This is a genomic window from Aquitalea sp. FG25 (assembly GCF_057809375.1).
The window spans coordinates 85,432-98,364 of the sequence record NZ_JBMDJV010000021.1; the positions used below are offsets into that span (position 1 = coordinate 85,432).

Annotated in this window: 10 protein-coding genes and 3 tRNA genes; 5 read left to right on the forward strand and 8 right to left on the reverse strand. The window is 59.5% G+C overall.

Annotated features, from left to right (window positions below):
- Positions 1-9: 9 nt before the first annotated feature.
- From ACODR9_RS17910 to fdnG, 8 genes are all read right to left on the reverse strand, one after another.
- Positions 10-1,656 carry a methyl-accepting chemotaxis protein gene (locus tag ACODR9_RS17910; protein ID WP_488810903.1) on the reverse strand — a complete coding sequence of 549 codons (1,647 nt, stop codon included), beginning with the start codon at positions 1,654-1,656 and terminating at the stop codon, positions 10-12.
- The gene (locus ACODR9_RS17915) at positions 1,653-3,800 is read right to left on the reverse strand and encodes a chemotaxis protein CheA (protein WP_488810905.1); all 2,148 of its coding nucleotides are present in this window, start codon (positions 3,798-3,800) and stop codon (positions 1,653-1,655) included. The genes ACODR9_RS17910 and ACODR9_RS17915 overlap by 4 nt, the downstream gene beginning before the upstream one ends.
- Positions 3,790-4,080 carry an STAS domain-containing protein gene (locus ACODR9_RS17920; RefSeq protein ID WP_488810907.1) on the reverse strand — a complete coding sequence of 97 codons (291 nt, stop codon included), beginning with the start codon at positions 4,078-4,080 and terminating at the stop codon, positions 3,790-3,792. Before ACODR9_RS17920 ends, ACODR9_RS17915 begins: the two co-directional genes overlap by 11 nt.
- 8 nt (positions 4,081-4,088) lie before the next feature.
- Entirely contained in the window at positions 4,089-4,457 is a 369-nt protein-coding gene (locus tag ACODR9_RS17925) for a response regulator (protein ID WP_488810909.1), read from the reverse strand.
- Positions 4,458-4,696: 239 nt separating this feature from the next.
- A complete protein-coding gene (gene fdhE / locus ACODR9_RS17930; protein WP_488810911.1) occupies positions 4,697-5,617 on the reverse strand; it encodes a formate dehydrogenase accessory protein FdhE in 921 nt (306 codons plus the stop codon).
- Positions 5,614-6,243 (reverse strand): formate dehydrogenase subunit gamma, encoded by a 630-nt coding sequence (locus ACODR9_RS17935; RefSeq protein ID WP_488810913.1) that lies wholly within the window; start codon positions 6,241-6,243, stop codon positions 5,614-5,616. Before ACODR9_RS17935 ends, fdhE begins: the two co-directional genes overlap by 4 nt.
- On the reverse strand, positions 6,240-7,115 hold the full coding sequence (gene fdxH / locus ACODR9_RS17940; RefSeq protein ID WP_488810915.1) for a formate dehydrogenase subunit beta: 876 nt from the start codon (positions 7,113-7,115) through the stop codon (positions 6,240-6,242). The genes ACODR9_RS17935 and fdxH overlap by 4 nt, the downstream gene beginning before the upstream one ends.
- 9 nt (positions 7,116-7,124) lie before the next feature.
- Positions 7,125-10,181, reverse strand: coding sequence for a formate dehydrogenase-N subunit alpha (fdnG, locus tag ACODR9_RS17945; protein ID WP_488810917.1), 3,057 nt, complete (start codon positions 10,179-10,181; stop codon positions 7,125-7,127).
- 198 nt (positions 10,182-10,379) lie between these two features.
- Between fdnG and fdhD the strand changes: the two genes are divergently transcribed.
- From fdhD to ACODR9_RS17970, 5 genes are all read left to right on the forward strand, one after another.
- Positions 10,380-11,201, forward strand: coding sequence for a formate dehydrogenase accessory sulfurtransferase FdhD (gene fdhD, locus ACODR9_RS17950; protein ID WP_488810919.1), 822 nt, complete (start codon positions 10,380-10,382; stop codon positions 11,199-11,201).
- A gap of 185 nt (positions 11,202-11,386) precedes the next feature.
- Complete coding sequence (locus ACODR9_RS17955; RefSeq protein WP_488810921.1) at positions 11,387-12,613, forward strand: aspartate kinase; 1,227 nt, start codon at positions 11,387-11,389, stop codon at positions 12,611-12,613.
- Between the two features lie 59 nt (positions 12,614-12,672).
- Positions 12,673-12,766 (forward strand) — tRNA-Ser (locus ACODR9_RS17960).
- A 6-nt stretch (positions 12,767-12,772) separates the two neighbouring features.
- A tRNA-Arg gene (locus ACODR9_RS17965) sits at positions 12,773-12,849 on the forward strand.
- Positions 12,850-12,851: 2 nt separating this feature from the next.
- Positions 12,852-12,926: transfer RNA gene (locus ACODR9_RS17970), tRNA-Glu, on the forward strand.
- The last annotated feature ends 7 nt before the right edge of the window (positions 12,927-12,933 follow it).

The window sequence follows — 12,933 nt, forward strand, 5'->3', positions numbered from 1 at the left end:
CTGTTCTGCCTAGTAGCGGATGAAGTCGGAATCATCGGCATGACTGCCGCCGATGCGCCGCAGCGGAGAAGGGGGGCCTGCTTGCGGCCCCGGATGCTCATGCGGAGTGGATGGGCCGCCGGACGGTTCATCGCTAAGGCGGAAGTAGTTCATCAGCTCCAGCAGGCTCTCGGCCTGACTGCTCATCTGTTCTGCCGTGGACGCCAGCTCTTCACTCACCGATGCGTTTTGCTGGGTAGTGCCGTTCTGCTGTTGCACGGCACTGCTGATCTGGTTGACGGCGCTGGCCTGTTCGCTGGATGCTGCGGCGATCTCCTGTACCAGATCTGCGGTACGGCCACTGGAGCGCACCATTTCTCCCAGTAGTTTGCCGGCCTGATCGGCCAGCCCCACGCTGCCGGTGGCCACCTGGCTGATTTCCTGGGCGGCCACCTGGCTGCGTTCTGCCAGTTTGCGTACTTCGGCAGCCACCACGGCAAAGCCCTTGCCATGCTCCCCGGCCCGTGCGGCTTCGATGGCGGCATTCAGGGCCAGCAGATTGGTTTGGTAGGCAATGTCATCGATGATGCCGATGCGATCGGCAATCTGGCGCATGGCGGTGGCGGTCTGACGCACGGCTTCGCCGCCCTCGCTTGCTTCGCGGGCTGCCTGCTCGGCAATGCCTTCGGTGATGCGGGCGTTGTCATTGGTCTGGTTGATGGCGGCAGACATCTCTTCGATTGCCGAGGTGGTTTCCTCGATACCGGCAGCTGATTCGCTGGCTGACTGGGATAGGGACTGCGAGGTGGCATTGAGCTGCTGGGCGGCTGAGGCCAGGTTGGTGGCACCGTTTTTTACTTCTACCATGATGCCGGTCAGGGTGCTGACCGTGCGCGCCACCGAATACATCATGCTGCTGTTATCGCCCTTGCGTAGCGGCAGCTGGCCATTCAGATGTCCGGCTGCCAGCTGCTGCATGATCTGTGCCACGGCATGCGGCTCGCCACCAATGGTCCGTCGCAGCGAGCGGATGATCAGGCCAGCCAGCACGCTGCCCAGCAGCAGTGCGCCGACAGAGAGCAGCAGCATGATGCGGTAGGCTTGCTGGAGATCCTGCGTGTTCTGCTGGCGGGCCTGCTCGTTCAGCCGCAGTTCTGTGTCGTACAACTGGCGCAAGGTCTCCATCAGCTGTTCCATGGCCGGTGTGACTTCTACCTGCATGATCCGGATGGCAGCCTCTTTTTCGTTGATGGCCGCTTGGGCTACCGATTTATCCACCAGCGCTAAAGCCAGTGGGCGGATTTTGCGCAGCTGGCCCAGCAAATCTTTTTCATGCTGGGTGAGGGCCGGCTCGGCCAACATGTCGCGCATCATGGTCTGTTCGCTGTCCAGGTAGCGTTGGTGGCCTTCGTTGTACTTCTGGATGGCCAGGTTGATGGCGTGCAGGTCTGGATAAATGATGATGTTGCGATACATCACTCTGAGCTCCTGAGCCTGTTCGATCAGGGTGGAAACACGCGTGGCATCCCGGTCGTTGATACGCATGTCATCCAGCATCCTGCCGGTGCTGTCAAAGCTGTACAGGGCGACGCTGACGCAGAGCAACAAGAGCAGCAATATGCTGCCAAAGCCCAGGCTCAGCCGCATGGTGATGCTCATGGGTGCAGAATTTTTCATATTGGTTTCCCCGATTGCTTATTGTCATATGGTGGCCAGTTGTCTGGCAGCGTCACGGCTGCTTCCTGGCCTGTCTGGTATTGCATGTGCTCTTGTGCGCGGGCGTGCTGGGTCAGTGCCAGCACATCCAGGATGAGGGCGACTTCGCCATTGCCCAGAATGGTGGAGCCGCTAATGGCTTTGAGGTGGCGAAACAGCGGGCTCAGGGGTTTGATGACAGTCTGGAATTCGCCGTGCAAAGCATCAACCACCAGGCCAACCTTGCAGTCACCCGTCTGGATGATCACCACGTTCCGGCGCGGGCCTGGCTGGCCATCCAGTTCCAGAAAGCGCCGTAACTCAAGCAGGGGCAGCACCTCGCCGCGCAGGTTGAAGCGGCTGATTGCGCTGCGGGCTGGCTGCGTCTCGGGCAAGGCCAGGCATTCCACCACGGTGTCCAGCGGCAGGACAAAGGTGGCGTTGCCCACCGTCACCAGAAAGCCATCGATGATGGCCAGCGTCAGTGGCAAGCGTAGCCGGAAGGTTGTGCCCAGGCCCTCTTCGCTTTCCACCTCTACCGTGCCACGCAGTTGCTCGATGTTATTTTTCACTACATCCAGCCCGACACCCCGGCCAGACAGGTTGCTGACTTGTGCGGCGGTGGAAAAGCCGGCTTCAAAGATCAGCCGGAACACGTCTTGCTCCGTTGACAGCATGTCGCCGGCAAGAATGCCACGCTGCCTGGCCTTGGCCAGAATGCGCTGCTTGCTCAAGCCGCCGCCATCATCGGCCACTTCTATCACCACGCTGCCGGATTCGTGATAAGCGTCCAGCCAGACCCGGCCTGCATCCGGCTTACCAGCGGCGCGGCGCTGCGCCACGTCTTCGATGCCGTGATCAATGGCATTGCGCACCAGGTGGGTGAGCGGGTCTGCCAGCTTGTCCACCATTGATTTGTCCAGTTCGGTATCGGCACCGCTGATCTGCAGGCGGATTTCCTTGCCCAAGGCATGGCTGACGTCGTGTACCACACGGCTGAAGCGACTGAAGGTTTCTCCGATGGGAACCATGCGCATGGCCAGGGTCTGGCCGCGAATCTGCTCGATCAGGCCTGACAGGATGGCGGTGGATTCCAGTAGCGGGCTATTGCCATGGCTGCGGGCCAACAGGCTGCTGGCCGCACCGGCAATCACCAGTTCGCCAACCAGGTTGATCAGGTTGTCCAGCTTGCTGGCTTCCACCTTGATGAAACGGCTTTCGCCCTGCCGGGCGGCTTTTCCCTCGCCCTCTGCTGCTGTGGCAATAAGCGGTGGGGCGGGCTGATCCTGGTCTGGTTGAGCAGGCATGGCGGCGGCCTGCTGTGGCGATAGCCCCCATTGCTGCCATAACTGGCTGGCCTGTTGCTGTTCGGCGGCATCCCCCAGTTGCAATGCCTGCTGCAGATGTTGTTGCCATTGTGCCAGCGGGCTGATGATGAACTGGCTGCCCTCGCTGGCAAAGGCGAACACGCTGTCCAGTTGTTCTGCATCCACGGCACCGTAAAACTGCAGCTCCAGCCGCAGGTAATTACGCTCGGGGTCGAAGCTGTCGTCGGCGGGCAAGTTGCAGCAGTAGCTGGCAATGCGGCGGATTTCTCCCAGTGTGGCCAGATAACGGATGAAGGATGCCGGGTCCATGCCATTGCGCAGCACATCCGGGCCAAAGCGCAGGGTGAGCAGCCAGTCGTCAGGCGGCGCTGGTTCGGCAGTTGCGGCGGCAGTCGGCAGCGGGCTTGATGCGGTGTCTGCATGCAGGCGCAGGGCAATCTCGGCAAGGATGGCGGCCTCCTCGCCGCCCGGCAGGGGCTGGCCTGCTTCTACGGCAGCCAACTGCGCCTTGACATGGTCGTGGCTGCGCAGCAGCAGGCCGCTTAGTTCTGCATCCAGTTGCAGCTTGCCATCACGTAACTGGTCCAACAGGTTTTCTGCCTGATGGCTGAAGTGGACGATATCTTCCAGCCCGAACAGCCCGGCTGAGCCCTTGATGGTGTGCATGCAGCGAAACAGGGCGCCAAGCTGCTCGGCGGTGATGCTGTCTGCTTCGGCATCCAGCAGAATGCTTTCCATTTCCTCCAGCAGTTCGGCAGATTCCAGCAGGAAGGATTGCATGGCCTGTTCAAGATTCATCGCTGCTCTCCACACAGGCTTGCAACTGCGTAAAACCCATCAGCTGAAGGAAGTTGCTGACTGCCTGGCTGGGCTGGCACAGCCGCAGGTGGCGGCCTTGTTGGTCCATTGCGGCTTGCAGCCATAGCAGTACCTGCACACCGGCACAGTCGATATCGCTGACTTGGGATAGATCCAGTAGCAGGTCTGGGTGCTGGCGCAGCGCCTCGGCCAGTTGCTGCTGCAGTGCCGGGGCTTGGTAGATGGTCTGTTCGGCAGACAGGGTGAGCAGATACGGCATGGATAACCTCAGCCCAGAGTGAGCCGGGCAACGACAGCCAGCAGGTGGGTGGGTTCGAATGGCTTGACGATCCAGCTGCAGCCGCCTTTTTGCTGTCCCAGTTGCTGCAGGTACGACGTATCCTGTGTGGTCAGCATGATGACGGGAGTGTGTCCGTAGACGGGGTGCTGGCGGATGCTGTGCAGCAGGCCGAAGCCGTCAAGCTCGGGCATGTTGAGTTCGGTGAGCACCAGGTCGATCTGACGGCCATCCAGCAGGGCCATCGCCTGCTGGCCATCAGCGGCCTGGATAACATGATGTCCGGCACCTTCCAGCGTCATCTTGACGACCAGCCGCAGGCTGGTCGAATCGTCGACAATCAGTATGGTCTTGCTCATGGCCTTCCCCTCGCCGTGCTTGCCGTCCAGGTGCAGGTTTGTCACTGCACCAGCCGTATGACGGCCTGACGGCGATTTATCCGGCCTTGGCAGCCGTTTTTGTCATTACAGCATCCGCTTGTTGTTCTTGTTTTCTAGTTGCTGGCCGGGTTGAATGCAAACGGCGCGCACGGTATTCCATCAGGGAGCAGGCAATAAAAAACCGGCCAGGAGGCCGGTTGAGTGTGCGGACAGGAGGGCTAGCCGGGAAACAGCAGTGGATTGAGGCCGCTGCGGGCAAAGCCCTGTTCTTCCAGGGCGGCATCCAGCGCCAGGCTGGCCAGATCATCTGCGACGGCTTCGGCCTGTTGATCCTTGTCCAGCGACAGGATTTTCAGATAGCTGCCGCAATCGCCGCAGGACTCGCCGCGCACAGCATCATGCGCCTCCTGTAGCGACCAGTAGCAGATGTCGCGCGTGGCTTCGCAGTTACTGCACTTGGCGCGCACCATATGCCACTCGCTTTCGCACAGGCTGCAGTGCAGATAGCGCAAACCGGCCTCGTTACCCTGATGCACGATGCTGGCCACCGGGGCGCTGGCGCACACCGGGCACAGGTGACGCGCATCGCCCGGCTCGGCCACGGCGGCCACCTGCAACTGACTGGCCAACTGGCTGAAATACACCGACAAGGCCGCCCAGATGAAGGGCGCCTGCGCGCTGTCTACCGCTGCCAGATCACCGGACAACAGTGCCTGCGCGGCGCGTTCATGCTGCTCCGCTGTGGCTGTCGTCAATTGTGCCAGCACCTGCTGCAGTGCCGGGTTGGCATCGCTGCGCAGTTGCTGGCACAGGGCCTGCAGAATCTGCTGCCACTGCCCGTCGCGTTGCCAGGCCATGGCCCCCAGTGGTGGCAGGCCATGCTCGGCACACTGGCGGAAGTAGTCCTCCCGCGCAGGCAGCTGCACCGGCTGGCTGTGCACCAGCTGGTGTTGGGCCTGGGCAATGCGGCTGGCCAGTTGCAGGTAATCGGCCATCACATGGCCCGCCGCCAGTTGCTGCAGCCTAGCTGCACGCTGACGATACAGCGTGGCTGGCTGCGGCAGCAGCAGCGGGGTGATGTCCAGGCTGGCTGCCTGACGTTCGGCCAATTGCTCGACCGGAACAATGCGAATGCTCATGGCTTGTGCTTGTCTCCTGTCATTTCACGATACCAGCGCGGATGGTGCTTCTTGGCCCAGGCATGGGTGACCACGCCTTCCACCATGGCGCGGATGGTGCCACGTACCCAGATGGCCGCGTATACATGCACCACGATGCCGGCAATCAGCGCCAGCGCGCTCCAGGCATGCAATAGCAGGGCAATGCGCACCACATCAATGGGGAAGGAATAGGCAAAGTAGGGCCGCCAGATGACCACACCGGTACAAATCAATACCAAGAGGCAGCCGGTCATCATCCAGAACATGCCTTTCTGGCCGCCGTTGTATTTGCCGGTATCACCCACCTCCTGCCCTGCCAGCACCGACTTCACCGACTTCATCCACTTGATGTCTTCCTTGTCGATGAAATTGTGATGCCAGTAGCGGAAGAACTGGCGGGCAAAGCCGACAAACATCATCACGCCCACAAAGGGGTGCACGATGCGCGCCAGCTGTGGCGTGCCAAATACACCGGTGAGCCAGAAGAAGGCCGGGTAGAAAAACGCCAGGCCGGAGATGGCCAGCAGCAGAAAGCACACGGCCACAATCCAGTGGTTGATGCGTTCCGCCGCGCTGTAGCGCTTGATCAGCTTTTCCTTGCTCATGCCTTGTCCTCCTCGTCTTCATCCTCGGCCTTGTTGGGGCCAACGCCGATGTAGTGGAAGAAGCCAAACAGCACCGAGGCCGCCAGACCAATGGTGGACAGCGGCTTGAGGATGCCCTTCCACAGGCTGACCACCGGGCTGATCTGCGGGTCTTTCTTCAGACCGTGATACAGCTCGGGTTGATCGGCATGGTGCAGCACATACATCACGTGCGTGCCGCCCACGCCTTGCGGATCGTACAGACCGGCATTGGCATAGCCACGGGTTTTCAGCTCGTCCACCCGTTCCTGTGCGTATTCCTTCATGTCCTCCTTGCTGCCAAAGTGGATGGCACCGGTGGGACAGGTTTTGACACAGGCCGGCTCCTGTCCCACGCTCACCCGGTCGGAACACAAGGTGCATTTGTAGGCCTTGTTATCCTTCTGGTTGATGCGCGGCACATTGAAGGGACAGCCGGCAATGCAGTAGCCGCAGCCAATGCAATGCTCGGACTGGAAATCCACAATGCCATTGGCGTACTGGATGATGGCACCGGGCGACGGGCAGGCTTTCAGACAGCCGGGGTCGGCACAATGCATGCAGCCATCCTTGCGGATCAGCCATTCCAGCTTGCCGTTTTGCTCCACTTCGCTGTAACGCATCACCGTCCAGCTTTCGGCGGTCAGGTCGGCCGGGTTGTCATACACCCCGACGTTGTTGCCTACTTCGTCGCGCAGGTCATTCCACTCCGAACAGGCCACCTGACAGGCTTTGCAGCCTATACACGTGGACACGTCGATCAGCTTGGCCACTTCCGCCTTGTGCTCACGCGCAATCGGCGGCTGGGTGGGGCTGGCGGAGCGGCGCAGGATATCTTGCGATTGCAGTGACATGGTCGCTCCTTAGGCTTTTTCTACGTTGACGAGGAAGGACTTGAACTCCGGCGTCTGGGTATTGGCATCCCCGACAAACGGCGTCAGCGTATTGGCAATGAAGCCTTTCTTGGTCAAGCCTTCAAAGCCCCAGTGAATCGGCACGCCAACATGGTGTACCAACTGGCCGTTTACCTGCAGTGCCTTGATACGCTTGGTGACCACCGCCTTGGCCTTGATATAGCCGCGCTGGGATGACACTTTCACCAGGTCGCCATGGGCAATGCCTTTTTCCTTGGCCAGCTCTTCGCCAATTTCCACAAACTGTTCCGGCTGCATGATGGCATTCAGCCGTGCATGCTTGGTCCAGTAATGGAAGTGCTCGGTCAGGCGGTAGGTGGTGGCGGCATACGGGAACTGCTGATGCTGGCCCAGTTGCGCCTTGTCGTCCTTGAACAGCCGTGCTGCCGGGTTGGAAATTACCTTCGGGTGCAGTGGGTTGGTACCCAGCGGCGTCTCGAACGGCTCGTAGTGCTCGGGGAAGGGGCCTTCGGCCATCTTGTCCAGCGCAAACAGGCGTCCCAGCCCTTCGGCCTGCATGATGAAGGGGCCCATGGCGCTGCCAGGCGGTTCGTCGGCCTTGAAGTCCGGCACATCCACACCCACCCACTTTTCGCCATTCCACTTGATCAGCGTGCGCTTTTTGTCCCATGGCGTGCCATCGGGCTTGCAGGAGGCGCGGTTGTACAGGATGCGGCGGTTGGCCGGCCACGCCCAGGCCCAGCCCAGCGTATTGCCAAGACCGGACGGGTCGCTATTGTCACGCCGCGCCATCTGGTTGCCGGCCTGGGTCCAGCTACCGGCAAAAATCCAGCAACCGGAGGCGGTGCTGCCATCTGCTTGCAGCAGGGCAAAGCCGGGCAGCAACTCGCCCTTTTTCGCCAGAAACTGGCCGGGGTTTTTCGGATCGGGCAAATCAACCAGCGCCTTGCCGTTCAGCTCCTTGGCCAGCTCTTCCGGCTTGGGCTCGTGCGGGTCACCATAAGCCCAGGACAGGCTGTTGATGGCATCCGGGAAGGTGCCGCCATCCTTGGCATACATGGCCTTGAGCTTGAGGAAAATGCCCGCCAGGATTTGCGGGTCGGTCAGCGCCTCGCCAGGGCCTTCCGCACCCTTCCAGTGCCATTGCAGCCAGCGGCCGGAGTTGACGATGGAGCCGTCTTCCTCGGCAAAGCAGGTGGTGGGCAGACGGAATACTTCGGTCTTGATGTCCGCCGTCTTCACATCGTTCTGCTCGCCGTGGTTTTGCCAGAAGGTGGAGGTTTCCGTCACCAGCGGGTCCATGATCACCAGGAACTTCAGTCGCGACAGCGAAGCCACGATCTTGTTCTTGTTGGGGAAGGACGCCACCGGGTTGAAGCCCTGGCAGAAGTAACCGTTCACCTTGCCCTGGTGCATCAGCTCGAAGTACTGCAGTACGTCGTAGCCCTTGTCCCACTTGGGCAGCAGGTCATAGCCCCAGTTATTGTCCGCCGTGGCCTTGTCACCCCACATTGCCTTCATCAAGGAAACAAAGAACTTGGGGGTGTTCTGCCAGTAGTTCATCTGGCCATCGGCCAGCGGCTTGCTGGTGTACTTGTCCAGATAGGCTTGCAGGGTCGGCTCTTTCTCCGACGGCATGTTCATGTAGCCAGGCAGATTGGTAGACAGCAGGCCCAGATCGGTCAGCCCCTGGATATTGGAATGCCCGCGCAGTGCATTGATGCCGCCACCGGCCATGCCCATATTGCCCAATAGCAGCTGGATCATCGCCATGGTGCGGATGTTTTGCGCACCAATGGAATGCTGGGTCCAGCCCAGTGCATACAGGAAGGAGGTGGTTTTGTCCGGTGCGCTGGTTTCCGCCAGATGTTCGCAAATGGCCTGGAAGGCCTCTTTGGGCGTGCCGCAGATATTGGCCACCACGTCGGCGGTATAGCGCGATACATGCTGTTTCAGCAGGTTGATCACACAACGCGGGTCACTCAGCGTGTCGTCGCGTTTGGCCATGCCTTTATCGTCCAGCTGGTAGGCCCAGGTGGATTTGTCGTACTTGCGTTTTTCCGCGTCGTAGCCGCTGAACAAGCCGTCTTCAAAGCTGAAGTCCGGGTGTACCAGCAGTGCCGCATTGGTATAGGCGAGCGTGTATTCCTTGTTGTACTTGCCGGTTTCCAGCAAATAGCGGATCACGCCGGACAACAGGGTAATGTCCGTGCCGGTACGAATAGGCGCGTAGAAGTCTGCCACCGAGGCAGTACGGGTAAAGCGCGGGTCGATGACCAGCAGCTTGGCCTTGTTGCGGGTCTTGGCCTCAATGGCCCAGCGGAAGCCAACCGGGTGTGCTTCGGCGGCATTGCCACCCATCACCACGATCAGATTGGCGTTCTTGATGTCGACCCAATGGTTTGTCATGGCACCGCGACCAAATGTTGGGGCAAGACTTGCCACCGTTGGTCCGTGTCATACACGCGCCTGATTGTCGACAGCCAGCATGCCCAGGCTGCGGGTGAATTTGTGGGTCAGCCAGCCAGCTTCATTGCTGGAAGCAGACGCCGCCAGAAAACCGGTGGACAGCCAGCGGTTCACCGTCACGCCATCGGCGTTCTTGGCGATGAAGTTGGCGTCACGGTCCTGTTTGATGTGCTTGGCAATACGCGCAAAAGCCTCATCCCAGCTGATGCGTTTCCATTCATTGCTGCCCGCTTCGCGCACTTCCGGGTGTTTCAGGCGATTGGGGCTGTGGATGAAATCCACTAGGCCTGCGCCCTTGGGGCAGAGTGCACCTCGGTTCACCGGGTGGTCCGGGTCGCCCTCGATATGGAAAATTTCGGACTTGGCGTTCTTGGCACCATCGCCCAGGCCGTACATCAGAATGCCACAGCCTACCGAGCAGTAAGGACAGGTATTGCGCGTTTCACTGGCGCGCATCAGCTTGTAGCTGCGCACATCCGCCATTGCCGTTTCCGGCAAGAGGCCCAGTGTTGCAATGGTGGAACCTGTCATACCCCCGGCACACAGTTTGAAAAACTGTCGCCGATTAACCTGCATGGAGGGGCTCCTTATGAGGGAATGAAGTAAAGTCTTTCCGGATGTCCTGCCCTGGCCTGCCAGCAAGCCGGGCAAGGGGGAAGGTACAGGAAACACTGGCCTGACCAACCAGACGGTTGTAGCCTGCATGCATTATCGTCAGCTATTTGCCTAAGCTCAAATCGCCGATGCCAATTTATTCATTGAAAATGCAAATTGATGAGCGCCACCCAGTTCCCCGTCTTCCCCTCGCAGCTTCCGGTACAGCGCCTGCAATGGCAGGATGCGCAACCCCTGCAGCCCTGTGATGACCTGCTTGCCTGCGAAGTGCCTGTCGCTCTGGTTTACAACGGGTTGGCGCATGTGGTGATGATGGCCAGTCCGCAGCAGCTGGAAGAATTTGCCCGTGGCTTCACCCTGGCTGAGGGTATTGCCCGCAGTCTGGCTGATATCTATGACATCGAATTGCATGAAGCTGCCAGCGGCATCGAAGTACATGTCGAGCTGGCCAGCGTATGTTTTGCAGCACTCAAGGAGCGAAGACGTCAACTGGCCGGTCGTACTGGGTGTGGTCTTTGCGGTGTCGAGCAACTGGCCGAAGTCTTCCGTCCGCTGGGTTCCCTGCCCGATACGGTTCGCCTGGGTCTGCCCGCGCTGAACCAGGCCTTGCAGGCGCTGCCGGTGCAGCAGCTATTGTCACAAGCCACCGGCTGTACCCATGCCGCAGCCTGGCTGAGTTTGGATGGTCACTTGCTGCAGGTGTGCGAAGACGTGGGCCGGCATGTGGCACTGGATAAGTTGATTGGCTGTCGGGCCAGTTGCGGCTGGGCGGATGGCGCTGCGCTGGTGACCAGCCGCGCCAGTTATGAAATGGTGCAAAAGTCTGCAGCAGTGGGCATTGAGATTCTGGTGGCAGTATCGGCACCGACGGCGCTGGCGGTGCAGATGGCCGAGCAGTACGGCCTTACCCTGCTGGGATTTGCCAGGCCAGGGCGAGTGAATGTCTACACGCATCCACAACGCCTGCTGCAGAACGTGTGATGAACGCGGTTGAATCTGTATCCGTTTCAGCTTCGTTTTTCCTGATCAATAGCCACTGAAGCCCTGCCATTTGTTGCATTGCGCAAAGGACGGTGGGCATTGTCGAACAATGGCCTTGCTTTTGTGGCGAAGATCGGGTCAGAATCGAAGTCCGACATATCAACCTTTCTATATAAGAAGCAAGCATGGCACTCATCGTACAAAAGTACGGCGGTACCTCGATGGGCTCTCCGGAGCGCATCAAGAACGTGGCCCGCCGTGTCGCCAAATGGAAAGCGCAGGGACATGATGTCGTGGTGGTGGTATCTGCCATGAGTGGCGAAACCAACCGACTGATTGCCCTTGCCAAAGAGATCCAGGCTTATCCGGACCCGCGCGAGCTGGACGTGATCATTTCCACCGGCGAGCAAGTTACCATCGGCCTGTTGGCCATGGCGCTCAAGGACGCTGGCGTTAATGCCAAGAGCTATTGTGGCTGGCAGGTGCGCGTTACCACTGACGACGCTCACAACAAGGCACGCATTCAATCCATCGACGAAGCCGCCATGCGGACAGACCTTGCTGCCGGTTCGGTAGTGGTGGTGGCCGGCTTCCAGGGTGTGGATGAAAACGGCAATATCACCACGCTGGGTCGTGGTGGTTCCGATACTTCTGCCGTGGCACTGGCTGCCGCATTGAAGGCGGATGAATGTCAGATCTATACCGACGTGGACGGTGTTTACACCACCGACCCGCGCGTGGTGCCCGATGCCCGTCGCCTGAAGACCATTACCTTCGAGGAAATGATCGAGATGGCGTCGCTGGGTTCCAAGGTTCTGCAGATCCGTTCGGTAGAGTTCGCAGGGAAATACAAGGTACGTCTGCGTGTACTGTCCAGCTTCGAAGACGAAGGGGAAGGCACGCTGATTACGTTCGAGGAAGATGAAAACATGGAAAAGGCCGTCGTTGCAGGCATTGCATTTGACCGTAATGAAGCGCGCATCAATGTGAAAGGTGTGCCGGACAAGCCGGGCATTGCCTACCAGATTCTGGGCCCGATTGCCGATGCCAACATCGAAGTCGACATGATCATCCAGAACGTGGGTGAGAACGGTACCACCGACTTCTCCTTCACCGTGCCGCGTGGCGAATTCCACCACACGATGGACATCCTGCGCGAAGTGCAAACCCATATCGGCGCGGCCAAGATCGATGCGGACGAAAAAGTCGCCAAGATCTCCATCGTCGGCGTGGGCATGCGTTCGCACTGTGGCGTGGCTTCCACCATGTTCCGTACCCTGGCCGAAGAGGGCATCAACATCCAGATGATCTCCACTTCCGAAATCAAGGTATCGGTTCTGGTTGACGAAAAATATCTGGAGCTGGGCGTACGCGTGCTGCACAAGGTATTTGGTCTGGATCAGCCGGCATAATTTTTGGTGCAAATGCTTGACAGAGGGCGTCGCCTTACTTATTATGGCGCTCTCTGAACGGAGAAATGGCCGAGTGGTCGAAGGCACTTCCCTGCTAAGGAAGCATACGGGCTTAAACCTGTATCGAGGGTTCGAATCCCTCTTTCTCCGCCAGAATCTGCACCCGTAGCTCAGTTGGATAGAGTATTTGGCTACGAACCAAAGGGTCGGGCGTTCGAATCGCTCCGGGTGCACCAAAGTCCCTATAGTTTAGCGGTTAGAACACCGCCCTTTCACGGCGGTAGCCGGGGTTCGATTCCCCGTGGGGACGCCAGGATTCA